35 protein-coding genes are annotated in these 26,363 nt (G+C 41.1%); 33 read left to right on the forward strand and 2 right to left on the reverse strand.

What is annotated here, in order from left to right; translation table 11 throughout:
• Window positions 1-39: 39 nt before the first annotated feature.
• The 21 genes from H538_RS0105655 to H538_RS0105755 all read left to right on the forward strand — a co-directional run bounded on the left by H538_RS0105655 (window position 40) and on the right by H538_RS0105755 (window position 18,986).
• The gene (locus H538_RS0105655; RefSeq protein ID WP_026676767.1) at window positions 40-474 is read left to right on the forward strand and encodes a transposase; all 435 of its coding nucleotides are present in this window, start codon (window positions 40-42) and stop codon (window positions 472-474) included.
• Complete coding sequence (locus H538_RS23175) at window positions 464-1,858, forward strand: phage terminase large subunit (protein ID WP_051291316.1); 1,395 nt, start codon at window positions 464-466, stop codon at window positions 1,856-1,858. Before H538_RS0105655 ends, H538_RS23175 begins: the two co-directional genes overlap by 11 nt.
• A complete protein-coding gene (locus H538_RS0105665) occupies window positions 1,852-2,085 on the forward strand; it encodes a hypothetical protein (RefSeq protein WP_026676768.1) in 234 nt (77 codons plus the stop codon). Before H538_RS23175 ends, H538_RS0105665 begins: the two co-directional genes overlap by 7 nt.
• A gap of 4 nt (window positions 2,086-2,089) precedes the next feature.
• Window positions 2,090-3,841 carry a portal protein gene (locus H538_RS0105670; RefSeq protein WP_026676769.1) on the forward strand — a complete coding sequence of 584 codons (1,752 nt, stop codon included), beginning with the start codon at window positions 2,090-2,092 and terminating at the stop codon, window positions 3,839-3,841.
• Between the two features lie 78 nt (window positions 3,842-3,919).
• The gene (locus H538_RS0105675; protein WP_026676770.1) at window positions 3,920-4,657 is read left to right on the forward strand and encodes a hypothetical protein; all 738 of its coding nucleotides are present in this window, start codon (window positions 3,920-3,922) and stop codon (window positions 4,655-4,657) included.
• A 14-nt stretch (window positions 4,658-4,671) separates the two neighbouring features.
• Complete coding sequence (locus H538_RS0105680; RefSeq protein WP_026676771.1) at window positions 4,672-5,643, forward strand: N4-gp56 family major capsid protein; 972 nt, start codon at window positions 4,672-4,674, stop codon at window positions 5,641-5,643.
• 57 nt (window positions 5,644-5,700) lie between these two features.
• Window positions 5,701-5,964 (forward strand): hypothetical protein, encoded by a 264-nt coding sequence (locus H538_RS0105685; protein WP_026676772.1) that lies wholly within the window; start codon window positions 5,701-5,703, stop codon window positions 5,962-5,964.
• A 12-nt stretch (window positions 5,965-5,976) separates the two neighbouring features.
• Window positions 5,977-6,423: a hypothetical protein gene (locus H538_RS0105690; RefSeq protein ID WP_026676773.1), complete on the forward strand. Its 447-nt coding sequence runs from the start codon at window positions 5,977-5,979 to the stop codon at window positions 6,421-6,423.
• Between the two features lie 13 nt (window positions 6,424-6,436).
• Entirely contained in the window at window positions 6,437-6,664 is a 228-nt protein-coding gene (locus H538_RS0105695) for a hypothetical protein (RefSeq protein WP_026676774.1), read from the forward strand.
• 90 nt (window positions 6,665-6,754) lie between these two features.
• Complete coding sequence (locus tag H538_RS0105700; RefSeq protein ID WP_026676775.1) at window positions 6,755-7,306, forward strand: phage adaptor protein; 552 nt, start codon at window positions 6,755-6,757, stop codon at window positions 7,304-7,306.
• Between the two features lie 15 nt (window positions 7,307-7,321).
• Window positions 7,322-8,812 carry a phosphodiester glycosidase family protein gene (locus tag H538_RS23180; RefSeq protein WP_051291318.1) on the forward strand — a complete coding sequence of 497 codons (1,491 nt, stop codon included), beginning with the start codon at window positions 7,322-7,324 and terminating at the stop codon, window positions 8,810-8,812.
• A 12-nt stretch (window positions 8,813-8,824) separates the two neighbouring features.
• Entirely contained in the window at window positions 8,825-10,348 is a 1,524-nt protein-coding gene (locus H538_RS23185; protein WP_051291320.1) for a hypothetical protein, read from the forward strand.
• 13 nt (window positions 10,349-10,361) lie between these two features.
• Entirely contained in the window at window positions 10,362-11,138 is a 777-nt protein-coding gene (locus H538_RS0105715; protein ID WP_026676776.1) for a hypothetical protein, read from the forward strand.
• An 11-nt stretch (window positions 11,139-11,149) separates the two neighbouring features.
• Complete coding sequence (locus H538_RS23190; protein WP_035350201.1) at window positions 11,150-11,485, forward strand: hypothetical protein; 336 nt, start codon at window positions 11,150-11,152, stop codon at window positions 11,483-11,485.
• Complete coding sequence (locus H538_RS25430) at window positions 11,482-11,610, forward strand: XkdX family protein (protein WP_081412584.1); 129 nt, start codon at window positions 11,482-11,484, stop codon at window positions 11,608-11,610. Before H538_RS23190 ends, H538_RS25430 begins: the two co-directional genes overlap by 4 nt.
• A gap of 31 nt (window positions 11,611-11,641) precedes the next feature.
• A complete protein-coding gene (locus H538_RS25015) occupies window positions 11,642-12,682 on the forward strand; it encodes a M23 family metallopeptidase (protein ID WP_051291322.1) in 1,041 nt (346 codons plus the stop codon).
• Between the two features lie 11 nt (window positions 12,683-12,693).
• Complete coding sequence (locus H538_RS25020) at window positions 12,694-13,686, forward strand: aggregation-promoting factor C-terminal-like domain-containing protein (RefSeq protein ID WP_051291324.1); 993 nt, start codon at window positions 12,694-12,696, stop codon at window positions 13,684-13,686.
• 99 nt (window positions 13,687-13,785) lie between these two features.
• Window positions 13,786-17,634: an LPD38 domain-containing protein gene (locus H538_RS0105740; protein ID WP_026676777.1), complete on the forward strand. Its 3,849-nt coding sequence runs from the start codon at window positions 13,786-13,788 to the stop codon at window positions 17,632-17,634.
• 11 nt (window positions 17,635-17,645) lie between these two features.
• Window positions 17,646-17,849, forward strand: a complete 204-nt coding sequence (locus H538_RS0105745; RefSeq protein ID WP_026676778.1) for a hypothetical protein — start codon at window positions 17,646-17,648, stop codon at window positions 17,847-17,849.
• 34 nt (window positions 17,850-17,883) lie between these two features.
• Window positions 17,884-18,276 carry a phage holin family protein gene (locus H538_RS0105750; RefSeq protein ID WP_026676779.1) on the forward strand — a complete coding sequence of 131 codons (393 nt, stop codon included), beginning with the start codon at window positions 17,884-17,886 and terminating at the stop codon, window positions 18,274-18,276.
• The gene (locus H538_RS0105755) at window positions 18,273-18,986 is read left to right on the forward strand and encodes an N-acetylmuramoyl-L-alanine amidase (protein WP_026676780.1); all 714 of its coding nucleotides are present in this window, start codon (window positions 18,273-18,275) and stop codon (window positions 18,984-18,986) included. The genes H538_RS0105750 and H538_RS0105755 overlap by 4 nt, the downstream gene beginning before the upstream one ends.
• A gap of 13 nt (window positions 18,987-18,999) precedes the next feature.
• Here the strand turns inward: H538_RS0105755 and H538_RS0105760 are convergent, their stop codons facing one another.
• Window positions 19,000-19,665, reverse strand: a complete 666-nt coding sequence (locus H538_RS0105760; RefSeq protein ID WP_026676781.1) for a hypothetical protein — start codon at window positions 19,663-19,665, stop codon at window positions 19,000-19,002.
• A gap of 5 nt (window positions 19,666-19,670) precedes the next feature.
• On the reverse strand, window positions 19,671-19,874 hold the full coding sequence (locus tag H538_RS0105765; protein ID WP_035350308.1) for a helix-turn-helix transcriptional regulator: 204 nt from the start codon (window positions 19,872-19,874) through the stop codon (window positions 19,671-19,673).
• Window positions 19,875-20,164: 290 nt separating this feature from the next.
• Between H538_RS0105765 and H538_RS0105770 the strand changes: the two genes are divergently transcribed.
• From H538_RS0105770 to H538_RS0105825, 12 genes are read left to right on the forward strand one after another with little or no spacing between them, the layout of a single operon-like run.
• Window positions 20,165-21,487, forward strand: a complete 1,323-nt coding sequence (locus H538_RS0105770) for an FtsK/SpoIIIE domain-containing protein (protein WP_026676783.1) — start codon at window positions 20,165-20,167, stop codon at window positions 21,485-21,487.
• A complete protein-coding gene (locus H538_RS0105775) occupies window positions 21,465-22,001 on the forward strand; it encodes a replication-relaxation family protein (RefSeq protein WP_245595194.1) in 537 nt (178 codons plus the stop codon). Before H538_RS0105770 ends, H538_RS0105775 begins: the two co-directional genes overlap by 23 nt.
• A gap of 12 nt (window positions 22,002-22,013) precedes the next feature.
• Complete coding sequence (locus tag H538_RS0105780; RefSeq protein WP_026676785.1) at window positions 22,014-22,481, forward strand: hypothetical protein; 468 nt, start codon at window positions 22,014-22,016, stop codon at window positions 22,479-22,481.
• A gap of 15 nt (window positions 22,482-22,496) precedes the next feature.
• Window positions 22,497-22,880 carry an ATPase, T2SS/T4P/T4SS family gene (locus tag H538_RS0105785; RefSeq protein WP_081412585.1) on the forward strand — a complete coding sequence of 128 codons (384 nt, stop codon included), beginning with the start codon at window positions 22,497-22,499 and terminating at the stop codon, window positions 22,878-22,880.
• A gap of 5 nt (window positions 22,881-22,885) precedes the next feature.
• The gene (locus H538_RS0105790; protein WP_026676787.1) at window positions 22,886-23,176 is read left to right on the forward strand and encodes a type II secretion system F family protein; all 291 of its coding nucleotides are present in this window, start codon (window positions 22,886-22,888) and stop codon (window positions 23,174-23,176) included.
• The gene (locus tag H538_RS0105795) at window positions 23,173-23,922 is read left to right on the forward strand and encodes a type II secretion system F family protein (protein WP_081412587.1); all 750 of its coding nucleotides are present in this window, start codon (window positions 23,173-23,175) and stop codon (window positions 23,920-23,922) included. Before H538_RS0105790 ends, H538_RS0105795 begins: the two co-directional genes overlap by 4 nt.
• 13 nt (window positions 23,923-23,935) lie before the next feature.
• The gene (gene comGC, locus H538_RS0105800) at window positions 23,936-24,244 is read left to right on the forward strand and encodes a competence type IV pilus major pilin ComGC (protein ID WP_026676789.1); all 309 of its coding nucleotides are present in this window, start codon (window positions 23,936-23,938) and stop codon (window positions 24,242-24,244) included.
• On the forward strand, window positions 24,241-24,699 hold the full coding sequence (comGD, locus tag H538_RS0105805) for a competence type IV pilus minor pilin ComGD (protein ID WP_026676790.1): 459 nt from the start codon (window positions 24,241-24,243) through the stop codon (window positions 24,697-24,699). Before comGC ends, comGD begins: the two co-directional genes overlap by 4 nt.
• Window positions 24,683-25,012, forward strand: coding sequence for a type II secretion system protein (locus H538_RS0105810; RefSeq protein WP_026676791.1), 330 nt, complete (start codon window positions 24,683-24,685; stop codon window positions 25,010-25,012). Before comGD ends, H538_RS0105810 begins: the two co-directional genes overlap by 17 nt.
• Window positions 24,991-25,461: a competence type IV pilus minor pilin ComGF gene (gene comGF / locus H538_RS0105815; RefSeq protein WP_154657912.1), complete on the forward strand. Its 471-nt coding sequence runs from the start codon at window positions 24,991-24,993 to the stop codon at window positions 25,459-25,461. The genes H538_RS0105810 and comGF overlap by 22 nt, the downstream gene beginning before the upstream one ends.
• Window positions 25,436-25,831, forward strand: a complete 396-nt coding sequence (gene comGG, locus H538_RS0105820) for a competence type IV pilus minor pilin ComGG (RefSeq protein WP_161627197.1) — start codon at window positions 25,436-25,438, stop codon at window positions 25,829-25,831. The genes comGF and comGG overlap by 26 nt, the downstream gene beginning before the upstream one ends.
• The gene (locus tag H538_RS0105825) at window positions 25,828-26,346 is read left to right on the forward strand and encodes a shikimate kinase (RefSeq protein WP_026676794.1); all 519 of its coding nucleotides are present in this window, start codon (window positions 25,828-25,830) and stop codon (window positions 26,344-26,346) included. The genes comGG and H538_RS0105825 overlap by 4 nt, the downstream gene beginning before the upstream one ends.
• The last annotated feature ends 17 nt before the right edge of the window (window positions 26,347-26,363 follow it).

The following is a 26,363-nucleotide window of genomic DNA, read 5'->3' on the forward strand; positions in this document are numbered from 1 at the left end:
GATTCGATGATTTTTATTTGGGAGGCGGTGCTATTGTAAATGGCTACAGGTAAATATCATGAATGGTTAGAGGATGAAGGTCTAATTAAAATAGAAGGATGGGCTAGGGACGGACTTACAGATGAGCAAATAGCCCATAACATGGGAATAACTAGAAAAACATTATATGAATGGAAAAATAAGTACAGTGACATATGTGACGCCTTAAAACGTGGCAAGGAAGTCATTGACCGTCAAGTAGAAAATGCTTTATTAAAACGTGCATTAGGATATGTATATGACGAAATCACCTATGAAGGCGGCATAGAAGTTAAAAGGGTGAGAAAACAAGTGCAGCCGGACACGACGGCTCAAATTTTTTGGTTGAAAAATCGCAAGCCGGACGTGTGGCGTGATAAGCGAGAAGCGAACGAAGAGGATAAGAATATCATTATCGAAAGTGCAATTCCTCGTGGTGATCGGGATGAAAATTAGAATTAATTACAGGCCGACAGAAAAACAAGGGATGTACCACTCGTCGACTGCTGATGAAGTGCTATATGGAGGGGCAGCAGGTGGAGGGAAGAGTAAAGCGACGGTAATGGAAGCCTTACAACTTTGTCTTGAGCATCCGAATACCAATGCCTATCTATTCCGTAAAACATACCCGGAATTACGTGACACACTCATAGCGGAGGCAATGAATAGCATTCCAAAAGAAATAGGGAAGTACAACGATTCGAAAAAAACCTATTTTCTTATCAATGGATCGGAATTGCGGTTCCGCTATTGTCAAAGTGAAAATGACCGTTTTAAATACCAGGGGGCAGAAATCCACTGGTTATTTATTGATGAACTCACACACTTTTCAAAAACGGTGTACGATTACCTGAAAACACGCCTACGGGCTAACAAACGGTTAGGGATTAAGCCGAAAGTTAGGTGTACGTCTAACCCGGGCGGAGTAGGTCACGGATGGGTAAAAGCGTATTTTATCGATATAGGCGAGCCGTTTAAAATTCATGAACGGCAAATTGAATCCAAAACATTAGGAAAAACGCAGATCAAAAAGATTCAATACATCCCTGCTTATGCAACTGACAATCCGCATATTACCGATGACTATATATTCGAATTAGAACAAAAACCCGAAGCTTTGAAAAAGGCCCTTTTATTTGGTGATTGGAACGTATTCGAAGGTCAAGTATTTACGGAATGGATGAACAGCCCGAATCCGGAAAGACGATACACTCACGTTATTGAGCCATTTAGGATTCCGGACGGATGGCATAAATTTAGATCGTTTGACTACGGCTATTCTCGCCCGTTTAGCGTTGGGTGGTGGGCAGTTGATTACGACGGTCGCCTTTATCGCTATAGAGAATGGTATGGATGTACAGGTGAACCCAATGTCGGCTTAAAACTATCTCCTACGGAGATCGCTAAAGGGATAAAAGAGCGTGAAGCGGGAGACGGAAACATTATTGGCTTTGCTGATCCGTCCATTTGGTCTAAGGATAGAGGGGAAAGTGTGGCTGACATCATGCTCAAAGAAGGTGTGACCTGGTTAAAAGCCGATAACGACCGATTAAACGGCAAAATGCAGGTGCATAACCGTCTAAAATTCGACGAAAACGGCATTCCGATGCTTTATGTGTTCTCAACGTGCAAAGACAGCATACGAACGATTCCTAACCTTCCGTACAGCGAAACAAAGGTTGAAGACATTGACACTGATGCGGAAGATCATGCGTACGATGACTGGCGGTATGCGCTTATGAGCAGGCCATATACTCCAAGTATTCCAATTGTTAAGAAGCAAATCCCATACCCATTCCGCACGAATGACGAGAATCAAGGAGGATTCATGACATGGTGACAATTATATTAGCGTGTACCATCCCGGTTAGCATGTTTGCTGCCGGTTTTTTTGCGTACAAGGGTGTGCAATTGGGACTTAGATGGCAGATTGAAGTGAGGAACGAAAAGCCTCCGACTATGGATATGCCTAAAAACCCGATTGAGCCCATTATTCAGTCGAAACAGGAGAAAGAACAGGTAAACATCCTGGCTGAATGGCTCAATGGTCCGACTGAAAGTAGGTGAGTAGATGTCAGATAAGATCATGGAACTGGCAAGCGTAGTCCAGAACCAGTACAAAGAGATTTTAAGCTATAAGAAACAACAGGGATTCCACGAGAAATGGGCGGAATATGAACGCTTCCTTTCCGGGGATCAGTGGCCACCGGTAACGGAGAAAACAAAGAACCTACCTCGCCCGGTGTTCAACATTATTAACCGGATTGAGAAGTTTAAAGTCTCATCCGTCATGAACGAGAACATTAAAATGGTGTTTACTGCGGAGGATTTAGATACCGAAGAAGGACCATATGAAGGTGCCGAGCGTTTTTCCCGTCTATCCGATGCGACCTGGGAGAACATCAAGCAAGACAAACTCAACGAAGAAGCGTTAGAGATTGCGGCTAACACGGGCACAGGAATATGGCACTATTACTGGGATAATTCCAAAACAGGCGGTAACGTGATGAAGTATAAAGGGGAAATCGCTGGCGAAATCATCGACCCGGTTAACTTTTTCCCTGGGAACCCGCAAAACAATGACGTGCAAAAACAGCCGTATATCATTATTACGCACCGTGATTTAGTGTCAAATGTGCGGCAAGAGGCGGAATCCAATGGTTTATCAAAGGAATTAGTCGCGTTAATCCTTCCTGATAGCGATACACAAGACCAAGCGTATGACATGGCTAAGCAAGAAGTGAAGGGAAGCGACAAATGCACCGTTTTAACGAAGTATTGGAAGGAAAACGGCTCCATTTTCTTCATGAAAGTGGTTGGGAACGTCGTTATTAAGCCGAAAACAAACACCCGATTAAAGCTTTATCCTCTTGTTATCATGCAGTGGGAGCGCCGCAGAAAGTCCATATTTGGAATCGGGGATACTGAAGGACTCATCCCAAACCAAAAAGGCATTAACTTTCTTATGGCTATGCAACTATTGAGTGTGCAGCTTACAGGATGGCCTAAATTGGTTTTAGATCGTAGTTTCGTACAAAACACACCAACCAATGAGCCTGGAGAAATTATCTCGGTGAATGGTGTGAACGGGCGGATAGATTCCGTTGTGCAATATTTAAATCCTGGTAACATTTCTCCGGTCGCTCAAACGTTAGTTGAATCCTTTATGCAGTTTACAAAGGAACTCACAGGAGCGAACGAGAATGCGTTAGGGGAGCAATCAACGGCGCAGATGAACGCGACAGCCATTATGTTGCTGCAAAAAGCGTCCGGAATTCCGATTGAAGCCGTGAAAAGACGTTTTTACCAAGCGATGGAGGACGTCGGGCGGATTTGGTTGGAGTTCTGGACGACTTATTACAATATGGAACGTACCGTTGCGTTAAGGGATGACGAAGGGGAATCCTACACCGATTCTTTCGTTGGAACGGATTACGCCGACGTCGATATGAAATTGAAAATTGACATTGGTCCATCATCCAGTTACAGCGAATCGCTGATGATGACATCCCTGGATAAACTGTTTGATACACAACAGATTTCTTTAGAGCAATATTTGCGCTATGCGCCTAAAAACGTCATTCCGTTTAAAGATCGCCTCTTAAAAGAGGTGCAGGAACAACAAGAACAACAGCAAATGCTCATGCAACAGCAGCAAGAAGAACAAATGATGATGCAACAACAACAGGAGGCAGAAAACGCCCCTCATCCGTTTGACCAGGAATTAAGCAAACTACCGAAACATCAACAGAAAAACTTCGAGAAATTACCGCCTGAATTACAAGATCAGATCATGCAACAAGTCGTACCGCCTCAACAGTAGGTGGTTTTTATTTTGTCCTGCCATATGACGGTAAACTGGGCAAATATTCGGCTACCATACCGAAGGAGGATTTAACAAATGGAAGAATTTATGGCCAACCAAAGCCAAGAACCTATGCAAGACAATATACAGCAACAAGAACAGATACAAGAGCCTGCTTCCGAACCACAGGAGCAGTATTTTGAGGTGAAATACAATAAGGAACCGGTAAAAGTTCCTTACGAGCAGGCCCCGGAATATATCCAAAAGGGGCTCAACTACGAAAAAGTACAACAACGCGCTACCGAATACGAACAACACTTGAATCGTCTAGCTCAATTATCGGGCTACCAAACCCATGATGAGTTGATTCAAGCGATTGAAGAAGCTGAACAACAAAGGCAAATGGAAGAGTATCAGCAAGCCGGGATTGACCCGAACATGTTGAATAAGTTCCTGGAAAACCATCCGGATATTCAATTTGCGCGCGAATTAAAAGCAAAACAGGAAGAAGAAGCCAAATTCAACTCGGAAATGGAATCTTTTTTTGAGGCTCACCCTGAAGTGCAGCCGAAAGACATCCCGGCAGAAGTGTGGGCGATCCGGGAGCGTGAAGGACTTCCCTTAATCCACGCCTATCGTTCATACATGTACGATAATGTGGCTCGACAATCCGAGCAAACAGCAATTCAGAAGTTACAACAAAATCAAATGGCCTCTCCAGGACCACTAAGCGGAGGCGATGTCCCTCATAACACTAGCATTAAGCAAATGGGGAAATCGGACTTTAATAGCCTAGTAGAACGTGTTCTAAGAGGTGAAGTAAAAAACCTTTAAGGAGATGATTATTTATGGCAAGTAACGTACAAACATATGCGCAATCAGGCGCAGGCTATAACGCTTTAACAGCTGAGCAAGCGGAATTTTATCAACGGGCGATGCTCGAAAGACTAATTGATAATGTGGTTTTCATGAATTATGGAAAAAAGCAAAACATACCGAAACGTAGCGGCGCAACTACATCTTGGAGACGTTTAGAACTCCCTACACTGAGCACTACTGCCATCGTAGAGGGTACAACTCCTGATGCACTTGACTTAACCATCAACAAAGTAACGGCAACTGTTAAGCAATACGGCGCATGGACAAAAGTATCTGATTTCCTTGACATGACAGGGTTAGACCCGATTATTACGGAAACTGCCCAAATGTTTGGTGATCATGCCGGACTTTCAATGGATACCATCGTTCGTGACATTGTGGCAGCAGGGACTAACGTCAAGTATGCTAACGGCAAAACGGCACGTAACCAAATTGCAGCAGGTACAGACAAAATTTCTGCTGCTGACATTATCAAACTCCGAACCATCATGGTTAAAAATAACGTTAAGCAAATTAAGCTACCGAGCGGCGGGAAAGGCTATTTAGCTTTTACTCATCCAGAAGTAGTTGCTGTTATTATGGGTCTTCAAGAATGGAAAGACCAAAACACCTATGTGGACACGAAAAACCGAGAACAAGGTATCGCCGGGCAAATGTACGGCATCTACTTCCTTGAAGCAAATACTGCCCCTGTATTCACTGGCGCCGGTGCAGGCGGTATTGATGTATACGGAACTATTGTAATTGGTGAAGGGGCTTACGGTATTCCGGACATTCAGGGTTCATCCAAGCCTGATATTATCGTTAAAAACTCTAACGGAGATTCGAGCGATACATCCAACCCAATGAACCTTTACAGCACGGTTGCCTGGAAATCGGCGTTTACTGCTGTTCGTTTGCAAGAAAAGGCGATTCTTCGTTACGAAAGTGCGATTGTGTAATAACTAAAATTAAGGAGGGCTACGGCTCTCCTTTTTTTATTATGAGGAGGAAATGAAATGGCTAAAAGTCAAAAAGAGATCGAAAAGGAACTGCAATCCGAACGTGAAGCGATATTAGCACAGGAAAAAGTAAAAATTACGATTCCGAGGGATCGGAACAACCCGGCAAAACATGTATGGGTATCTGTTAATGGTCAAGAATTTTACTTGGCTGTAGGCAAACCGATTGAAGTGCCACGTGTTGTCGCTGAAGTATGGCAGGATTCGTATAACCGTACGATTGAAGCGGAACAAAACATGGAGAAGTTTTCCGAAATTTAAGGGGTGATATAGATGTCAAACCCGAATTATTATCAACAAAACCCGGACGGAACATATGCGCAGAAAGTTACGCTAACGGGGAGTAATCTGCAAGATGCGCAGGCTATTCCCAAAAGATCAAAATTACCAGATGTAAAGGACATAGGTGGGGTAAATTTTACGGTTCCAGCGGGCGCTACTTTACTTCTGGAAGCTATCAACGATGCAAGACCATATGAGTATGCTTCTTTCGCTGTAGAAGCAAATACGCCACATTCGTATATAGCTAGGTTTGTTCAAAAACCGTTTAATCATGACGGAAACCTTGCTATACAAGATGATGCAAGTTCAGGAGGTCAGATTAGCGCTTGTCTAAAAAAAACAACCATATCATTTCACTTTTTGACGTTCCGTGTCATTAACAATTCAGCAACCGACCAAACATACAAATACGCTACTCGTGCATTATGGTATCTATAAGGGGGGGGTTTTGATGACTTTAAAAGAATCTTTAATTAATGCTGAGGGAAATATCAACATGATCGTTGGCGGCTATATGCCGGGTGAAACAACTCAAGATTTTTTTGATAATGTTTTTGGAGAGTTTGCTGATAAGGAACTCCCTCTGACAAATGATGATTTTCAAGCATTGTTAGATTCAACTCAATCTATCGGTTGGAAGTTAAACTTCCACGCTTTAAGGTATGAAGGGAAAATTTAATTTAACCTTCATGTTCCACTAACGGAGTTCTTAGTTCAACATGCACTCATTCATTGAGTGCTTTTTTTATGCCTTGAAAGGGGTGAAAGTATGAACCTTTCACAAATGATTGATGAGATCAACAAGGACACTGACGATACTTTTGACATGTCAACTTTGCTCGGGTGGATAAATCGTGCGTTGGATTTAGCTTCTGATGTTATGCGGTACGAAAAGCGAACCACTCTTTTTTTAGAAGAAGGGGTATCCGATTACGATTTACCTGCCGATTTAATGACATTGATCTATGTCATCGGAAGTAACGGCCCATACAAGGAACTAGACCTTCTTGACCAGAACGGATCGGGTTATAAACGATGGGGGAACATTATCGGTTTTCAGAACATCACTGAAACGGTTGTTGATATGTATTATCTCGCCTACCTTCCGCATTTGGTTAATCCGGAGGACGTTCCTGCGTTACCAATGCCGTTTCATGATCTTCCGGTACTTTATGCGGTAGCCAAAGCGAAGTACCAGGATGAAGAAGAAAACCTTTATGGAGCGGCGTTTTCGGAGTTTAACAACCGATTGCGCGAACTAGGGCAGTTTGTAGCCCGCAATCAAAAGCCTGATCGAATTAATCCTACATTCATGATTTAAGAAAGGAGGGGCTATATGGGCTACGTTGAATCGACATCATTAGGAAGAAACGTGAATGTCACCGAATTAGAGGCCGTTCGTGCGAGAGAAGATGCGAACGGAGTCAAATATACCGATTTAAAGGAAAGGCTCGATAATGACCAAAAGAATTTAGAAAGCGTCTTTTCCAACTTGGCGGAGACGGTTTTTTATGATGAGATCACTTTCGAAAAGTTGAGAGACGCCACATCTAACACAGATTATTATTTGACGACCATTCCATATCTGGACAAAGACGGCAATATCATTAAATTACAACATGGCTTTTCCAAAGACCAATTCAACACTGGGCAGGGAGAATCGGCCAGGGATTTTGCCACTCGTAATATCACGTCGTTTGCCGCCAACGCCTCAACGTTTGATATGACCACTTTGCAACCCCGGGGTATGCAGATTAAAGATGGTGTGGTTATGCAGGAGAACGTTAATAACCCGTATAATCGGCACATTTTAGGGATTAAAGACGACAATACGCTCATATCTTACCCGCCTACTACACCATCAAGCCAATTGTTGGACGATGGTGTAGTGCATGCGTTAACCGGGTTTTACCCGATGATTATAAATGGGGCGGCAGTTGATCCATCGGTCTATAATAGCGAATCCAACACCATACAGCCAAACCCACGACAGGCGATAGCGCAGTTACCTAATAAGGATATTATTTTCTTGACGTGCGAAGGCCGGACTTCAAAGAATACAGGGATGACATATGACGATATGATTCGGATTCTCCTTGCGAAAGGGGCAACATTCGCCTATTGTTTGGACGGAGGCGGCTCTTCGCAAACGTTAATTCGTGGGGTTATGCTAAATAATCCGATAGATGACAACGGTAAAACAGAACGTCCAGTTCCGGACTTTCTATACGTTAAAAAGCCGGCGATCAATCCGCAAAAACTCAAGACGACGAGTGCTGATATTGGGCTAGTGAATAAGAGGATAAAGGATATAGCGGCTGATTTACTTGCGATGGGGGACCTTGCAAGTACCGTAACATGGATCACTGATTGCAATAACGCTTCAATGGCAAGCGGTTTCTACTGGGCAGGTAGTTCTGCAGCTAATCGTCCGACATCTGATGTTTCATGGGGTATCCTTCATTTTAATGCCGGAACAAACGCGGCTATGCAAATTGCATTCCCGTACAGTGCTACATTGTACAATGTAAAGATGAGACGAACGCTAACAGATGGTAGTGGGAACTGGTATGCTTGGCGTGATTTAAAGGACTCGAACATTGGCACGTTGACATATAACGGCGATGGAACGTCCACATCAAAAACTATTCCACATGGGTTAGGAGCGATTCCTAACTTTTTTTCGGTGGTTCCTGCAAGCGTTGCGGCCGGAACAGCAGGTATTAAGTATGTAACTGCAGATGCGACCAATTTAACCGTCTATTTCAATGCGGCTCCTGCGGCGGGTACGAATAACGTTGTTTTGAAGTGGAAAGCAGAGATTTAAGGAGGGGTTAGGTTGTCCAACAAACTATTAATGACCATGCGTGACTTTTCGGCAGGCATCAACGACAAAGACGCTCCTAACCTCATCCCGGATAATGCCCTTGTAGACGCGCAAAACGCTATACTAGGGCGTGGGTACGCATCCAAACGGTATGGGTATAGCCGATATACGCCTAATTCGTCAGGTTTCCCGATTAATAAGCTATACCTGTTCAACAAAAACGACGGAACAACGGAATTATTAGCCGTTGGACTATTGAAGCTCAACAAGGATAGCAACGGCGTGCTTAGTTCAATTCCCTCATCGCCTACCTTTTTGACGAGTAATAACGTGCAAATGATAACGTATAAAGATCGAAACATTAACGATGTCGTTTTACTTGCGGATCAAGGGAAATTGAAGCGATACAACGGTACTGATGTGGCAGAAGTTACTGCACATGTACCGACAACAGATGAACAAACTAGCCCTGGAACTAACGACCTTATCAATCTCACAAATTTTCGCTGTATGGCGATAAAAAAAGACAGGATATTTGCTGCAGCACACCCGACCGTAAAAAATCGGGTGTCTTTTTGTTACCATGATCCGTATTTAGGCTATGCTGTATACGATTACTGGCCGGCAACCTACTTTTTTGATGTAGCGCCAGAGGAAAACGACGAAATAGTGCAGCTAAAAGTCTTTCGTGATGCGCTTTTAATCCTCATGAAGCGTAGCTTGTGGATATTACGAGGTGATGGGACTAGTATTACAGACTATGAATTAAGCCGGGTAAACGTGCCTGCGGGCTGTATTTCACCAAATTCCGTTCAAATCGTAGGAAATAACGTGTTTTATCTGGCAGAAGATCACGTTTACGCGCTTTTTTCAACCGATCAAAACTACATTAGCGCAAAAATCGTGAGTGAATCCATTGAAAAAACACTCGCCAAGTATTCTTTAGCGGATAAATCAAAGGCAGTAGGGCATTTTTATAACAACAAATACTATTTAGCGTTTCCTGACGGCACTTGTTTGATTTACGATGTCCTTCTTGGCTCATGGGTGCGGTGGACAAATATAAAAGCGAATTCGTTTTTAACAAAAGACGGGGAATTGTATTTCTCAACCAATGCCGGGCTAATCCATAAGTTCAAGGACACTATTTTCAACGATGACGGGGCTCCCATCGCCTTCTACATCCGAACAAAAATTCTTGACCTTAACACACCTGTGCAGGATAAAAAATTCAAACGGCTTTGGATGGTGTTTAAACAATATGACGGCTTTAAGACGAGTTACGCCATTCAAAGTTTTATCGATTATTTCCAGATTGTCGATGCCGGCATTGTAGAAACACCAATCAATGAGGGCGCAATTTGGGATGAAAGTAACTGGGACGAGGCGGAATGGGATTTTTCTGAACTTCTTCAGACGGTGATTAAGTTAGGGAAAAAAGGAAAAAACATACAACTCATGATTTCCAACGATAATTTAGATGAGCCTATAACGATTTATGGAATCACTATAGAGTACAAGGTAAAAAACGCATAAGTGAGGTGAAAGGATGGCTACTTATACGCGCAAATATGATTTCCAACCAGGGACGAGGATATCGTCTCAACAGGTGGACGATGAGTTTAACCAACTCATTAAAGCCGTAAATGATTTAGACAAATCCGTTAATCTTAAGGCGGATAAAGACAAAGCGCAAATGTATAAGATCACTAAGGATGACGGCGGCATGCCGTTCATGCTCGGCGGAACAAACGGTAATATTTACGGTATCGACGGCAACCTGGCAACCTTTTATTCGAACAAAGATACCCGTAACAATCCCAACAAAGAAAACAGCTTTCGAGGCCTGTATTTAACAACGGGGAACGATTACGGCGAACTAATCGCCTTTGGCAATGATGGAAGCACATGGCGAAACACAAAGATGGCCGGGGTATGGCAGGGATGGGTTAATGTCGGCGGCCCGCAATTGCAACTCTGGAAAGGCGCCTTGTATGTATTCGGTGACCAAACCATCACGCCTAAGAAAAAACTATCAGAATGCCGCAACGGATGGGTGTTAATTTGGTCCGACTATGATCCAGGTTCAAAGCCAACGGAAAACGATTTCGACTGGGCAATCACCTTCATTCCAAAGTTTTTTAAAGAAATTGATAATGGCGGTGGTTTTCTTATCCCGATTGTTTATGGGATGTCGGATAAAACCGTCTCGCTTACAGCCAAACGAATTTACATTAACGATTCAACCATCACCGGACACGACGATAATAGCGGAAGTGACAATTCGGCAAATGACGTGGTCTTGCGTTATGTTTATGAGTTTTAAGGAGGAATCGCATGAAAATCTACTTGTCTATGAATGGTGAGCGTGTACAGGGTTGGAGTAGTACCCGAGGAAATCCCGATGACATTGAAATCGAGGTTGATGAGAACCACGAAGTCCTTTTTAATCCATTCATTTTTAAATATGATACGGGTGAATTAATTAAGGATGAAGCGTACCAACAAGAACTAATCAACAGAAAAAAAGCCCACAAACCTATTGAGCAACAACTTGGGGAGCAGATTGCTAACGAACGCTTGGAAAGGTTAGAGGCAAAGGCGCTTCAAGATAGCCTTGGAAAAGAAATGGTTGACTTAAAACTTCAACTACTCAAAGGAGGCACAGCATGAACTTTTGGGAATTGGCTTACAAATACAATTGGGCAACTAAAGACCAACTTAAAGAAGCTGTTTTCTACAACGATTTAACGATTGAAGATTTTGAACGGATTACAGGCGAACCATACGTAGAGTAGGTTCTTTTTTTTATGTAAAGGAGGGAAATGAATGGCAGGTTTCAAGTATAAATATTCTCCTCTTTCGTATAATACGGCAACTAAGTGGGCGAAAAATCAGCTTGACCCATTGTATCAAAACGCCGTTAGAAATGTTCAGGCCCAAAAATACAACAATGAAATGCAAGCCGGTACGGTAGCACAAGCAAGAGGGCTTTCACACTCCGGCTTGGCGGCTGACCAACTCACAAAAATAGGCATTGCCGCGCAATCGCAAATCAAAGATTTGAACGCACAACGCAATGCGCAAATGGCTCAAATGGCACAAAACCTGGTACAACGGAATCAAGACGTCAATGACCGTCGGCGTTCTCAGTTATTCAATGAGTACATGAGCCAACAACAATTTAACTATCAAAAGAGTCGTGCAAATGTAGCAGACTCTCAATGGAACAAACAATTTAACGCGAGCCGGTCGGATGCCAAATGGCAAAAAGAGTGGCAGAAATATATGTACAACCATATGAGTGCTACAGAAAAGGCACAACTCGATTGGATGAAAAAACAGTACGGTGAATATGCTGCGTGGAGAATGTATGAATTGAACCAAACGCTGAAAGCGCAAAAAGAAATGTATCAAACGCAGATTGATGGATATTCGGGTTTTAGTTCGTCGTCAGGAGGGGGGTGGATACCAAATGCCAGAGACGGCAAATACAAAATTTCATCTGGTTTCGGGTATCGTGGTCGCAACGGTGGGGAAAATCATGGTGCAGTTGATATAGCCGTCCCACGAGGAACAAAGTTAGCTTCTACCGTTTCGGGAACTGTCGTTTATTCCGGATGGGGTAAAAAAGGGTCAGGCTATGGTAACTACGGAAATGTAGTTGCCATAAGGACTGCAAATGGTGATATACATCTTTTTGCCCATATGGATGGTGTAGGGGTTAAGGTTGGACAGCGTGTTAACAGAGGTCAATTCATCGGCATATCCGGAAATACTGGGGATTCTGATGGACCACATTTACACTACGAAGTGCGTAGGGGCGGAAATATCAACAGACGGATTGATCCTACACCTTGGTTGAGATAAAGGAGGGTGCCATGTTCAAGTATAAGTACAAACCCTTGACCTACAATAGCGCAACAACTCAAGCCGCAAGACAATTGGATCCACTCTATCAAAATTCGTTCAACAATCTACAACGGCAACAACGTCAGAATGAAATGACGGCTAGCACAGTTGTTCAAGCGAGAGGACTTGCTAATAGTGGATTAGCGGCTGATCAGCAAACGAAGCTATCATTAGCAACACAGGGGCAAATTACAGATTTAAATGCACAAAAAGCGTCGCAGATCGGGCAAATGGCCCTAAATTCGATTCAACGGAATCAAGACATTAATGACCGCAGGCGATCACAGCTGTTTAACGAGTACATGGGACAACAGCAGTTTGATTTCCAAAAAGCCCGCGATAAAATAGCGGATTCCCATTGGGATTTGCAGTATAACGCTAGTCGTTCGGATGCGAAGTGGGAAAAGAACTGGAGAAAGTACCAATACAACCACATGAGTGCGTCACAAAAAGCGCAATTGGATTGGGCGAAAAAGCGTTACGGTGAAGATGCCGCCTGGAGAATGTACGAGTTGAATTCTAATTTAACGGCTCAAAAAGAAATGTATCAAGCGCAAATGAATGGATTATCCGGGGCTAATTACACCACGTCAAGCGGCCCTAAATCGTTTCAAAAGAATATGGCGGCGGCCGTCAAGATGGGTGTCGATCCTGCTTGGGTTCCTTTGTTGAGTGAGATTGTACGCCGTGAATCTTCTTATAATCCTACAGCAAAAAATCCGAAATCCACAGCGTATGGATATGCGCAATTTTTATCCTCAACAAGACGGGCTTATGAGAAGAAAACAGGACTTAATTATAACAATCCTGTTCATCAGCTAGTCATGATGGCGCAGTACGTTAAAGACCGATACGGCACGCCTGCAAAAGCGTTAGCATTCTGGAACGCTCATAAATGGTACGCTTTACCAATATTGGTGGTCGGTTCTTTATTAGCAAAAGTATCATTTGGATTATTTTAATTTAGTTTTGAGTTGTTATTATTCCATAATTAAATATTATTGATTAAAGGTGGGCATAAGCTCGCTTTTTTTATTTTACCTACGAAAGGCGGTTTGTCTATGCCTTATAAATTCGATGATAAGAAATACAAAAAAATATTCGAGCAGATGTATGGAAAAGGTTCGTATGATTCCGGCATTTCCCGTGCTGGGGAAGTAGGTCGTCTGCAAGCAAAAGCAGCATTAGCGAAGGAAAACTATATCCAACGCATGAAAGAAGCAGAAGCGGAAGCAAAATACCAACAACATCTTGCTGAAATTGAAAAATATGGCATGTCGAAGAAAAAATATGACGAGAATCAAGCGAAATGGAAATACATGCAAAACCAAGTCAAAGGCTTTGTTGATTTTGGTAAAAACATTGGAAAAATAGGTGAGAAAGTTTTCGGTCATCCAATTAAAGAGGCAAAGAAAACGGGCGAAAAAATCTTAGATATTATTAATCCTTTTGATTCTTCATCAAAAAAAAACGATAAAATTAACATGAGCAAGCAGGATTTGATGCGTGAGGAAATGAATTATAAGAGGTTGCAGGCAAATGGGTTAGCTGACCCGCCTAAAAAGTCGAAACCTAAGAAGAAGAAAAAAGAGGGTTTTTGGGAAGGATTAGGTCATGATCTAGCTAAGACCTCTAAAAACGCTTATCATGCTCTTAACCCCTTTGATGATGTCTCGTTTAAAGAAGCTATTACAGGTGAAGTTAAACGCAAACGCAGTAATGCTTCTAAAGAAATTAATCGATCTGCCGCCCGTACACTGAATTCGGCGACATTAGGAGCTTTAGAATACATTGACAAGAAACAAGGCGGTAAACAAGCCGAAAGATTCGCTACTCGCAAATTCGGCGAAGGCGGCGCTATTGATCTAATGTCAGATTTAGCGGGTTTTCTTGTGCCCGGTACAGGATCAATAAAAGCGGCGAAATCCGTTGGGTTAGGGGCAAAGGGACTAAAAGAGGCTTCAACAGCAAAAAAAGCGCTACAAATTGCTAAGCAAGGAGCGGCGGCCGGAGCGATTTATGAAGGCGCTCGTGGCGGAGTAAAAGCGGCATTAGATCATGAAAGCTATTCGGGTAAAGATCATCTAAAAAACATCGCATTGGGAACGGTTTTAGGAGCCGTCGCAGACCCTTTAATTGAAATTGGAGGGTCTAAACTACTTAAAGGTCTAAGTAAGCTAAAATCGAGCGATAAAGGGGTTAAAACCCATCCGATCGCAGAACTTAAAAACGCTATAGAAACCACAGGGGCAACTAAGGAACAACCGGTTAATGTTCTTTCGAATAAAGGACTAACAAAATTGGCTGATAATCTGCCGAAATCTAAAAGTACAACGGAAAAATTCGAAGCTATTTCAGCTGAGCCGCAGCCTAAGTTGGTCAAGGTTAAGGAAATGCCGGACTTTTTTAGAAACAATGATGGCGTTATTCCTGATACAAGAGGACATATTGTTTCAAAAACCGTTGTAAGCAAAATACCACTTTCCGAACTAAAAAATAAGGCATACATTAAGGGCGTTGACAATTTACATCGTTTGAAACAGTTTGATGAAGCGGTCGAAAAAATCACAGGAAATAAATTGAAAGCTTCGGAATCTACTCATATACTTGGGTTGAACTCACGCGGCAGCGATATGATCAGTAAACAAATCCTTACGCAAAACGTAGTGGATTCTAAAGGTAATGTGATCGGCCAATCTTTAAAAGATATTGCCAAGAAGATTCCTAAAGGCAAAGAAGTTGACTTTGAAGATTACTTGATTAATAAACACGCTATTACCCGAATGGGTCGTGGCGAAAAGGTTTTCCCTGACGAAATGAAGATGTCCCCGGAGAAGTCAGCGGCCATCGTTAAAGCATACGAACAAAAACATCCGGAATTTAAACAACTAGCCAAAGAATATTATGATTATAATAAACAACTAGGGAAAGCCTGGTTGGTGGACACTGGTATTTTGACGCCGGAACAATGGGAGGGATACCTTAAAGCGAATCCTCATTATGTGCCAAATAACCGTGCTTTTAAAGATATTGAACGGTCTTTATTCACCGGGCGTGCAAAGAAAGGTTTTGCTAACCAAACCAATCCTGTTAAAAAGGCGACTGGATCACAACGTCAAATTATCAGCCCGCTTGAATCGACAATTGAACATACGGCGAACTATATCAAAACCGCCAAACGAAATGAAGTCATGCAAACCCTGATTCGTAATATTTCCAAAAATCCTGAAGCCTTCAAAGGATGGGCCGAAATTGTTCCAACGAAAGACTCGAAAGATGTCTTAGAAACACTGAACAAAGAAGGAATTGAAGGACTTTTAGAGAATTTCAATAAAGGTTTTGATCAAAAACCGGACTTGAATAAAGGAAATGTGGTTTCTGGAATTGTTAATGGCCAAAAAGTCCATGTAAGGGTTCATGATCCCGCATTACTTGATGCACTAACGAATCTTGACCCAAAAGCACAAAACATCATCATTCATTCGCTTGGTCAAGTGACAAGGGTAATGAAAAACTTAACAACCGGCATTAACCCGATTTTCTCGTTAACACGTAATATTTTCCGAGACATTCCAACTGCCTATGTAAACTCTAAGTCTACAAGTAACCCGTTTACATTCGGGAAGGACTTATTGGGTGCCGTTGTTAGTGTCATAAAGAATGATGAGCTTTATCGTTCGTTCAAGGCTGTCGGCGGCGGTCATTCATCGCCTATCGCTAGTGACGTTAACCTTCTAGCACAAAGCAAACGTTCAATCTTGCCACAAAAAGGGATTAAACCACTACTCGGAAAAGGCTTGGCTGCACTCGAAAACTTGAACAACGCAGTGGAAACGGCGCCACGTCTAGCGGAATACAAAAGGTTTGCCAAAAACGGTGATTATGATAGTAAAGTTAGGGGTCTGTATGAAGCGAATGACGTTACAGTAAACTTTAATAAGTATGGGAACGTTACTAAAGATGCTGACGCGATTATTCCTTACTTAAATGCTGCTATTCAAGGTCTAGATAAAACCTATAGAGCGTTTAAAGATAACCCTGTAAAAGCAGGAGTAAAAGCTTTTACAGCTATTACAGTGCCAAGCATTGTGCTTTATGCCATCAATCATAAAGACCCGAATTATCAAAAGTTAAGTAACTTCATCAAAGACACGAACTTCTTAATCCCTAAAGGTGATGGGACATTTTATAAGATTCCTAAACCTCGTGAATTGGGAGTATTGTTTGGTTCAGACGTGGAAAGAGTGTTAAGAAAATGGCAAGACGATGATCCGGAAGCCTTTGAAAAATTTTCCAATACAATCTTGGATGCATTTAAACCTCCAGCAAGAAGTGTTTTAGCGCCATTCACAGATTTACGAGCGAATAAAGATTTTGCCGGTCGTCCGATTGTGCCTGGTGATTTACAGAGATTGTCACCGAAATATCAATATGATAGCCGAACAAGTGAAGTTTCCAAATGGTTAGGAGATAAATTAAACTTATCACCGAAGCAACTTGATTACTTAGCAAATTCTTACGGAGGGGTGATAGCTGATCTCGGAATCCCAGCAACAGCGAGCGATAACGGGGGTAATCCGTTAGACAGAATTAGCGAAACATTAAAACGTCAAGTGACTGCTGATCCGGTTTATAGCAACGATATATTAGACAAATTCTACAGTACGAAGGAAAAGCTAGATAGAGCGAATGCGGATTACAAGGCAACTGGTGAACGCTCTAATGATTTGAATGAACGTTTGCGTAAAATTTTCGGTCGTCAATCAAGACAAATTTCGGACGTAAGGAAATCCATGAAGCAAATTCAAAACAACAAAAGTCTACCGTTTAAAGAACGGCAAGACAAGTTAAGGGAATTGCAAAAGAAATTGAATAGTATTGCCGATAAAACAAATAAATTAGTCAGATAGGGAGAGGCTTTATGTCTAAGGGCCATGTATTAATTGCCTTAATTCTTATAGCTTTTTGGATAGGTGAAATGTTTTTTTATGAAATGACTCATCTGATAGGAGCTATTTTAGGCGTTGTTCTATTTGTTTTAATTGGGATTTACCACCACGAGGATGGTAAAGGTAAATTTTCAAAACCATTCAAACAAAATAAAGATGACGAGGGTCGCTTTTAAGCGGCTCTTTTTATTTTGACAAAGGAGTGTTCAAATGTTAGTACGATTTAATGATTTGGAAATTGCAAAAACATATCTCTTCGGTGAAGTAAAGTTCTTGGATTTGCTTGTGGTTTTAATGCTTTGCGACATCATTACTGGGATCGTCAAGGCATTTAAAAACAAATCTTTACGAAGCAGAACGGCTTGGCTAGGGTATGCCCGAAAGATGCTAATTTTCGTAGTGATTATTGTTGCCAACATTACCGACAAAATACTTACATTAAACGGTGTCCTTGCTTTTGGTACCGTTCTTTTTTATGTCGCAAACGAAGGCCTGTCTATTATTGAAAACTTGGCCCAAATCGGCGTGAAAGTACCTAATTTTATCACTGATCGTTTACATGTAATTGAAAATCAAAGTGAAAAAGGAGACGATGTGAAATGAGTAAAATTGTTGTTATTGATCCAGGGCATGGCGGCAAAGATTCAGGTTGTGTAGGTAACGGATTAAAAGAAAAAGACATTGTTTTGAAAATCTCAAAATATACAAGGGATGAATTAATTCGGGGATATGAGGATGTTACCGTTTATTTAACGCGTGAAGATGATCGCTTTATTGAGTTGAGTGATCGGGCACGTTTTGCAAATGGTAAAAAAGCCGATTTGTTTATTTCAAACCATGTGAATGCCGGGGGCGGTACGGGATTTGAATCGTTTGTCTATAAAACCATTGGCGCTGGCAGCTCAACGGAAAAATACCGGAGAATCGTTCATGATGAAGTTCTTGCTGTTTACAAAAAACACGGATTTGGGGAACATGGCACGGGATTGAAAAAGGAAAACTTTGCGGTGGTCCGTGAAACATCGATGCCGGCTATGTTGCTCGAGCATTTATTTATCGACAGCAAGGATGCGAAATTTTTGAAAGACGATGACAATTTAAAAGAAGTGGCTGCTGCTGAAGCTAAAGGAATTGCTAGGGCTTTGGGATTAAAGCCTAAGACAAAGGTAGACACGGAGCCAAAAACTACCGTAGAAAAGAAAAAAGACGGTGAATTATACCGTGTGCAAGTTGGCGCATTTAAGGACAAAAAGAACGCTGACTCTCTAGCAAAAGAACTTGAGAAAAAAGGATACAAGCCGTTTGTAAGATAAAAAACGCCCCTGCTTAGCGGGGGCTATTGTTTATTATTTTTTTATACAAAAAATCTATAGATTGCATATTAACTTTCAAGTCATTATAGTTCTGATTACTTTTTACTAAAACAACTCCTTTATAGTCAAAATCATTTTTAGAAAGGTCACTATTAAGCTTAACCAAATGTAAGGTATTGTACATTTGTTCTGCGTAATTGAATAAATTTTGGTTGGTTGGCTTGTTGTTTTTTAATTCAAGTTGAAGCATATTTGCTTTTGAACCAAGATCATTTAATAAATTACCGACATCGTTAGAGTTATCAGCAATAGCGTTGTTCAATTGATTATAAGCATTCTTTAAGTCAGGATAACTTGTTTTAACAGTATTGATAAAATTAGTGTCCGAATAGTCTGTTTTCTGCTCCCTGTTTTGTTGTTCTTTTGCTTTTTCTGTAGTTTGTTCTTCAATTGCTGATTTATCTGTTATTGCTACTTCTTCTTTTTTAGGTTTTTGCAATTGTTTATTATCTTTTTCCTTTTTCAGCTCCTTAACTGTATCTTTTAAATCGTTAACCATTGATTGTAATTGCTCAATTTGTTTATCTTTTTTCTCTAAAGCGGCTGCGTTATTTGTATCAGTTTGTGAAGCGCATCCAGAAAGTAAGAACATCCCTAAAATTATGATCTCCTTCTTCACTTTATTCAATCTCCTTTAGGTATCCATATTTCTTCAATCTTTAAGCCCAATACTTTTGCGATTTTAAAGGCTACTGTAAGTGTAGGTAATGATCGTCCGGATATTAACACACTTAATGTTGTTTTGCTTATACCTGCTTGTTCAGCAATAAAACCTTTCTTTAATCCCCTTTCTTTTATTAACTCATCTAATTTACATTTTAATTCCATAACATCACCCATTATGATTATTCGCTAAAAAAATGGTTAGTCCTCTTAGAAAATTCAAAAAGAGACATGCAAGCGACAAGTTCCGCGCCCATATCCTTTAGTAATTCCAAAAATCATTCCGGTACATGGTCCTAAGTCAAGTTCCTTTTAGTAGTTCCTTCCCTTTTTCTTATTTGGGAATTACTAATCGGAATTGAAAAATCAAACGTAATTCTAGTTGTCTACAGTATTTTTCCTTGTTCCGTTTTTTAGGGACTATTACTGTCGTAATGCTAAAGGAGGGGTGGTGTGTGTTCTTTTCAATTCTCTCGTCAGCGGTGATGGGTTCGATTGTCGGTTACTCGTATTTAAAACAGAACGGATTAACAAACGATGCAGCAAAGCTTCAACGGATTTTTAAAAATTGCGGATTGGTGGTTTTTGAAGATGAAAACAAAAAGAAAGTTATGCGGAATGTCCAACTTTATCGAAGAAAAAAACATGAATGGGGAACGGAGTATGTTTATCGAATTCCATTAGGATTATCCTCAAAAGACTTCGAAAAGAAGCTTGATCATATCCAGGATGGCCTAAACAACAAAAAGCAGATTCTAGACATTTCGTTAGACGACCTTAAACGCCTCAATTTTAAACAAAACATCCATGCCCAACTAAAGACCTTGCTTAACAAGAAAAAACGTATACAGAAGGAAATAGAGCTGTCCTATGACGGAATGCTTCATGTGAAAGTGTATGAACAATCCTTGCCAGAGGAATTAATGTTTTCTGACGATTTACTTAATCAATGCTGCGGTTGGGAAGTTCCTTTCGGCGTTACTCGCTCAGAATTAATTAAACATGACTTTGAAAAAATTCCTCATTTGGTTCTAGGTGGCACTTCCCGATACGGTAAATCGAATTTATTAAATATGCTTATTTGTTCACTTATTCATAAAAAGCCTGAAAAGATTCGTTTTACGTTAATCGATCTTAAGGGATTGATGGAGTTTGGAGGGTACGAAAACCTTAAACAAGTGGCTCATATTGCTGGGGAGCCGGAAGAAGCAAGGGATGCTCTAAAAGCGGTTGTCTATGAAATGAAAGCTAGGCAACAAGAATTAAGGAAAAATGGTTGCAGAAAAGTACAGGAGGCGAAAGGTTATGACCGTCACTTCGTTATTGTTGATGAAGTCGGGGAGCTTAATCCTATGGAAGCTGTATCAAAAGAGGAAAGGCAGCTTAAAGAAGAATGCCAAACCTATATGTCACAAATCGCAAGGCTCGGAGCGGGTTTAGGCTATCGTCAAATCCTCGCCACACAATACCCGACTGGTGACGTGATACCCCGGCAGTGTAAGCAAAATTCCGATGCCAAACTTTGTTTTCGCGTACAAAACGGCACAGCTTCCCGGGTTGTTTTAGATGAGGTTGGGGCAGAGGAATTACCAATGATTCGTGGTCGCGCTATTTATCAGATGCCGGATCAGCGTGTCATTGTCCAAACGCCTTACATCAGTAGTGAACAAATAGACGAAATTATTCAGCCACATATCCAGGAAAGGAGTGAGCCAATTGCTAAAGGAGATGAGGGAGGAAGCGATCCTCTTATCATTGAAGAAACTTGGATACCTTAGCCGCAGTCAAATTCAGCGAATTCACCAATTAGGCGGGGACAGAAACGCTCGGAAAGTCTTAGCAGATATGAAACAGTTCCTCTCTTCGTTTCGTGAAGGGGAGACAGTTTATTATCTGAACAAAGAAGGAAGAGAACGGATCGGCAGCCAAACTGTACGAAAAAAGACCTTACAAGCCAAACATTATCTAATGCGTAACGAATTGTACATCGCCTTTGGTCAGCCAGAAACATGGAAAAACGAACCCAAAATAGGTACTAAAAAAACTGGGTTTATTATTGCGGATGCAATGTTTACTGTAGATGGTCGTTATTACTTCGTTGAAGTAGACTGTACCCAAAAAATGAGTGTGAATCGAAGAAAAATTGAAAAGTACAAAAAGTTTAAAGAAACTGGTTTGCTAACAAACTTTGAATTAATTTGGCTGACTACGACTGAATACCGCCGGGGCCAGTTAAAAAAATTGTGTCATGGGTTGGATAACGATGTGTATACGATTACCGATTTTAAATAAGGAGGGGTATCCATGCAATTGGCTTTAAGAAGGACGAAAACCATTAATTTCCGCGATTTTATGAGCGGCGAATATAAAGAGAAGAAGAAAAAGAATATAAAAGGAATGGCGCTTGCTGCAGGTTCCGCGTTAATTCCGCTAGCGATGTTTGAAAAAACGATGACTTCCTATGCGAGTGATCCAACAACAGCAATAACAGTAGCTGCACAACAAGCAGGCGTTTTCGATAAAGGGGCAGAAGTAATCGGAGAAACTACGTTGTCAATTATCGCCCATGCTCTTGATCCAGTCGTTCAATTATTAGTGGCGATTTCGCTGCCTATCGCTTCTGTAGTTATGATCGGCGGTTGCTTCTTCTTCATGTTCGGCAACAGCGAAAAAGCTTGGTCTACAATCCAAAACGCCGGTTTAGGATATATTTTGATTCAGCTTTCACCTTTATTCTTAAGGGTATTAAAAGAGATCGGAAATGCAATTTAAAAAAATAAGTGTTCTATTAACAATACAGGACATTTAGTGTTAAGTACAGTACACGCCAGGGATTCCGTTGGATGTCTTTATCGACTTCTTGAATTAGGTTTCACCTATCGTGAGCTTGAACAAACATTGCTTGGCGTCGTTTCTCAACGCCTTGTTCTAACAAAATGTCCATACTGCAAAGAAGAATGCCATCCGGTTTGTTTTCGCAGAAGAAAGATGAAACGGATGGGGGTCTATGAAGTACTTGCGGAACGGGATTTAGAAAACGTCTTGCGTTGGATGGAAGGAGCGAGTTTCGGTGATCATGTAAAGTACAAAACGATTAAACATTACATTCAGCAAGGCATCGCGCTTGGTTTTTTGCCCGAATCAAGTTATGAAAAATGGATTGGGGAGTAATGGATATGAAGAGGAATAAGAGGTGGAAAAGAGAAAATCAAGCGGAATTTTTAATTAAACTCGGTCAACTGCTGGAAAAAGGTTATACATTGCCAAAAGCAATTGAAATGGTGCAACTGCATCAATCACCCGATGTAAAAGTCATATTTGAAGATATATTAACGTATTTACGGGCAGGCTTCTCACTTCATTCCGTATTAGCAGAGCATAAGTTTCCTGAGCATGTGTTGGGGTATTTATCCTTTTCCGAGAAGCATGGAGATTTATCGTTTAGTTTAGCAGAAAGCGGGAAATGATGCGAAAAAGGGAAGAAATCAAAAGGCGGTTGTTAAAAACGATTCGCTACCCTCTATTTTTAATGATCATTGTCATTATCATCGGTGTTGTGTTTTTACAATTTTTGTTTCCTCAATTTGAATCGCTTTATCAATCGTTAAATATCGACTTTCCTCTATTTACCCGCCTGTTTATCGCCTTCATCCATGCCCTTCCATTCATAGGATTACTCGCCTTAAGTTTCATCCTTCTTTTGTTTGTCTATTATTTTACAACGTTTCGAAATTACCAGCCGACAAAACAAGTTTTAATGTTGCAGCGAATGCCTCTTCTTCGTTTATTTTTCCCGCTTTTAATTACCCATTACTTTTCGATTCAATTAGGAACTTTACTGAAAGGAGGCCTATCGATCCATGAAGCATTGAACGTTTTCGAAAAGAACGATTATTTGCGTTTTTTTCAACAGGAGGCAATTGCCATGAAAACAGAGCTATTAAGTGGTGAGGGTTTTGAACGGATTGTAAAAGCGAAGAAATACTTTGTTCCGGAATTGTCACATATTGTCGCACATGGGCATGCAAATGGAACTATCGGTCCCGAACTGATCGACTATGGCGACATGTTGATGGAACTATTTGAAGAAAAAGTGACCCGTTATTTTCAAATCGCCCAGCCGGTTTTGTTTTTGATCATTGGCAGTACAGTTTTCTTAATGTTTGTCAGTATGCTGTTGCCGATGTTTGAGCTGATGAGCTCCATTAAATGAAAGGGGAATAAAAGTGAAGCTAGTAAAAAAAGAAGACGGATTTACGTTAATCGAAATGACGATTGTCCTTTTAATCATATCAATTTTGCTGTTGATCGTGTTGCCTAGCATGGCGAAAAATAATAAAGTCGTTAAAAATGTGAGTTGTAAGGCGACAGTGGATCTCGTGCAAGGCCAGGTCGGGGCGTATGAAGCGGATAAAGGAAAGCCGCTTGCCAATCTTCAAGATCTTGTCGATGAAGGATATGTGGATCACGTAACTTGTCCTGATGGAAGCGAATTAATTTTTGCAGATGGAATTGTTAAGCCTCCTGCCAAATGATAGACATCTTAGCAAAGAAACAGGTGAAAAATGGCGGGTTTACGCTCATTGAAATGGCGATTGTTCTTCTGATCCTCGCTACAGTTCTTTCCATCGGTCTTTTTTCTTATGAGAAATCGAAAGAAACGAGAAAAGTAGAATACTTTTTTGAAGAATTACAAAAAGACGTATATTTAACACAGCGAACGGCGATCCATTCAGAACAAAAAGCGTCATTAATTTTTTTTCAAAAGGAACATTATTACGAAATCCGTCTTGGTAATGATCAAGTCTTGAAACGTAAACAAATTCCGCAAGACTTCATCGTTTTTTCAACATCAATGAAGCTTCAAATTGCCTACAATCGTATTGGAAATGTAATTGAATCGGGTACGCTGCACTTTCAGACACCGGTTGGCGATTATCGAATGGTTATCCTGCTTGGGGTGGGTCGCTTTTATGTTGAAAGATGGTAAAGGCTATCTACTATTAGAAACGATTCTGGCTTTAAGTATATTAGGAATTGTCACGGCATCGACGGTCCCGATGCTCTACACTCTCTATAAAGAACGGTTTACAATCAAACAAAACAGTGAAGCGATCGATCTTCTTCACAATAGCCTTAATGACTATATGCTTTACTCTACTCTTCCCGATCCAATCGTAAAAGGGACTACAGCGACCTTTACTATTCGCTATCTCCCGAATGGTGGCGAACCGAAAATATGTGTATCATTTAATGGGAAGAATAGCAGGAAATATGAAAGGTGTGGATCTGTCAAGAAATGATTTTAGTGACGAAAAATGGATTTACCTTAATCGAAACGATCATCGCTTTACTCATCTTCGTCGTGCTCGCCTCTTTTTCCCCGCTTTTTATTAAAGTAATTCGTCCGCCCGCGGAACCCGCCGTACGGCTTGAAGAATTGCAATTGTTCTTCACAGAGATTGGCAAAGAAATAAGAAGTGCGTCATCGATTCGAGTGGCGAATCGTCAATTATTGATTACAAATAGTGACGGGGAGACGGCAACTTATTCTCAATATGGACAAATCATCCGCAAGCAAGTCAAAGGGCTCGGCCATGAAACGTGGCTTCAATCTATTAAACGCTTTGAACCGTCTGTTACAAACGGCATAGAAGTTCATGTGAACATTCAAGATATTTCAGGGAAGCACTATGATCGAAAATTTTTTATCGGGCATCTATTATATGAAAAAATCCTTGCTGAATCATAATGGTATCATTTTTCCAACGGTTCTCGTTTTTTGCCTGATGCTTGTTATGCTGACAGGTCACCAGTTGCTGCTTTATTTAGGCGAGCGGCAGTTTATATCGGATCAACAAGAGAATTTACAGCTAGAGACGGTCATTGAAAAAAGCGCCGTTGACCTTATGAAAAGCATCAAAGATGGAAAAGCCCAGACGTCCGGCATCCTGAATTATGAGGAAGGGTCAGCCACTTATCAAATTAGTGAATGGGCTAAAATGAAATATATTATTGAAATACGAGGGAAAACAAAAGAAAGGAAAACAAAATCCGTTCAAATCGTTTATAATAAAGAAAAAAATGAAATAACGAAGTGGGCGGAAGGAGTTTTAAATTGAGGGCCATCTATTTAACCGGATTTATGGGGGCGGGAAAGACAACGATCGGAACCGTCTTAGGGGAAAAGCTTTCGGTGCCTGTCATAGATACGGATCATTATATTGAAGAATGGAAAGGAAAGCGGATTGCGGATATTTTCGGGCAAGAAGGAGAACATGCCTTTAGACAGTATGAAACCGAGGCTCTTCTTTTGTTGCCGAAAGCCGATGCCGTCATTATGACTGGCGGGGGATTACCTCTTAAAGAAGCTAATCGTGAAATGATGAATGCGGCCGGCACAATTGTATATTTGCATTGTGATTTTGAAGTGATTGTCAAACGGCTTGAGGAAGACCAAACGAGGCCGTTGTTTAATAAACATCGGAAAGAGGAAATGAGAGCCTTGTATGAAGCGAGACGGCCAGCTTATGAACAATGTCATTTTACTCTGGATGTTTCGGTTCTGACCCCGGTTGAGGCGGCAGATTCAATCATTACGGGATTAAATTTAAAGCTTGTTGGGAAGGCTGATTAAAAAAGATTTAAAAGTGG

Origin of the sequence: Fictibacillus gelatini DSM 15865 (assembly GCF_000430745.1) — a bacterium.
In the GTDB taxonomy this organism is placed as follows: domain Bacteria; phylum Bacillota; class Bacilli; order Bacillales; family Fictibacillaceae; genus Fictibacillus_A; species Fictibacillus_A gelatini.

What these genes read in the sequence shown, in the direction of transcription:
- H538_RS0105655 (WP_026676767.1), top strand. Translation starts at nt 40, where the DNA reads ATGGCTACAGGTAAATATCATGAATGGTTAGAGGATGAAGGTCTAATT.
- H538_RS23175 (WP_051291316.1), top strand. Translation starts at nt 464, where the DNA reads ATGAAAATTAGAATTAATTACAGGCCGACAGAAAAACAAGGGATGTAC.
- H538_RS0105665 (WP_026676768.1), top strand. Translation starts at nt 1,852, where the DNA reads ATGGTGACAATTATATTAGCGTGTACCATCCCGGTTAGCATGTTTGCT.
- H538_RS0105670 (WP_026676769.1), top strand. Translation starts at nt 2,090, where the DNA reads ATGTCAGATAAGATCATGGAACTGGCAAGCGTAGTCCAGAACCAGTAC.
- H538_RS0105675 (WP_026676770.1), top strand. Translation starts at nt 3,920, where the DNA reads ATGGAAGAATTTATGGCCAACCAAAGCCAAGAACCTATGCAAGACAAT.
- H538_RS0105680 (WP_026676771.1), top strand. Translation starts at nt 4,672, where the DNA reads ATGGCAAGTAACGTACAAACATATGCGCAATCAGGCGCAGGCTATAAC.
- H538_RS0105685 (WP_026676772.1), top strand. Translation starts at nt 5,701, where the DNA reads ATGGCTAAAAGTCAAAAAGAGATCGAAAAGGAACTGCAATCCGAACGT.
- H538_RS0105690 (WP_026676773.1), top strand. Translation starts at nt 5,977, where the DNA reads ATGTCAAACCCGAATTATTATCAACAAAACCCGGACGGAACATATGCG.
- H538_RS0105695 (WP_026676774.1), top strand. Translation starts at nt 6,437, where the DNA reads ATGACTTTAAAAGAATCTTTAATTAATGCTGAGGGAAATATCAACATG.
- H538_RS0105700 (WP_026676775.1), top strand. Translation starts at nt 6,755, where the DNA reads ATGAACCTTTCACAAATGATTGATGAGATCAACAAGGACACTGACGAT.
- H538_RS23180 (WP_051291318.1), top strand. Translation starts at nt 7,322, where the DNA reads ATGGGCTACGTTGAATCGACATCATTAGGAAGAAACGTGAATGTCACC.
- H538_RS0105715 (WP_026676776.1), top strand. Translation starts at nt 10,362, where the DNA reads ATGGCTACTTATACGCGCAAATATGATTTCCAACCAGGGACGAGGATA.
- H538_RS23190 (WP_035350201.1), top strand. Translation starts at nt 11,150, where the DNA reads ATGAAAATCTACTTGTCTATGAATGGTGAGCGTGTACAGGGTTGGAGT.
- H538_RS25430 (WP_081412584.1), top strand. Translation starts at nt 11,482, where the DNA reads ATGAACTTTTGGGAATTGGCTTACAAATACAATTGGGCAACTAAAGAC.
- H538_RS25015 (WP_051291322.1), top strand. Translation starts at nt 11,642, where the DNA reads ATGGCAGGTTTCAAGTATAAATATTCTCCTCTTTCGTATAATACGGCA.
- H538_RS25020 (WP_051291324.1), top strand. Translation starts at nt 12,694, where the DNA reads ATGTTCAAGTATAAGTACAAACCCTTGACCTACAATAGCGCAACAACT.
- H538_RS0105740 (WP_026676777.1), top strand. Translation starts at nt 13,786, where the DNA reads ATGCCTTATAAATTCGATGATAAGAAATACAAAAAAATATTCGAGCAG.
- H538_RS0105745 (WP_026676778.1), top strand. Translation starts at nt 17,646, where the DNA reads ATGTCTAAGGGCCATGTATTAATTGCCTTAATTCTTATAGCTTTTTGG.
- H538_RS0105750 (WP_026676779.1), top strand. Translation starts at nt 17,884, where the DNA reads ATGTTAGTACGATTTAATGATTTGGAAATTGCAAAAACATATCTCTTC.
- H538_RS0105755 (WP_026676780.1), top strand. Translation starts at nt 18,273, where the DNA reads ATGAGTAAAATTGTTGTTATTGATCCAGGGCATGGCGGCAAAGATTCA.
- H538_RS0105765 (WP_035350308.1), bottom strand. Translation starts at nt 19,874, where the DNA reads ATGGAATTAAAATGTAAATTAGATGAGTTAATAAAAGAAAGGGGATTA.
- H538_RS0105780 (WP_026676785.1), top strand. Translation starts at nt 22,014, where the DNA reads ATGCAATTGGCTTTAAGAAGGACGAAAACCATTAATTTCCGCGATTTT.
- H538_RS0105790 (WP_026676787.1), top strand. Translation starts at nt 22,886, where the DNA reads ATGAAGAGGAATAAGAGGTGGAAAAGAGAAAATCAAGCGGAATTTTTA.
- H538_RS0105795 (WP_081412587.1), top strand. Translation starts at nt 23,173, where the DNA reads ATGATGCGAAAAAGGGAAGAAATCAAAAGGCGGTTGTTAAAAACGATT.
- comGD (WP_026676790.1), top strand. Translation starts at nt 24,241, where the DNA reads ATGATAGACATCTTAGCAAAGAAACAGGTGAAAAATGGCGGGTTTACG.
- H538_RS0105810 (WP_026676791.1), top strand. Translation starts at nt 24,683, where the DNA reads ATGTTGAAAGATGGTAAAGGCTATCTACTATTAGAAACGATTCTGGCT.
- comGG (WP_161627197.1), top strand. Translation starts at nt 25,436, where the DNA reads ATGAAAAAATCCTTGCTGAATCATAATGGTATCATTTTTCCAACGGTT.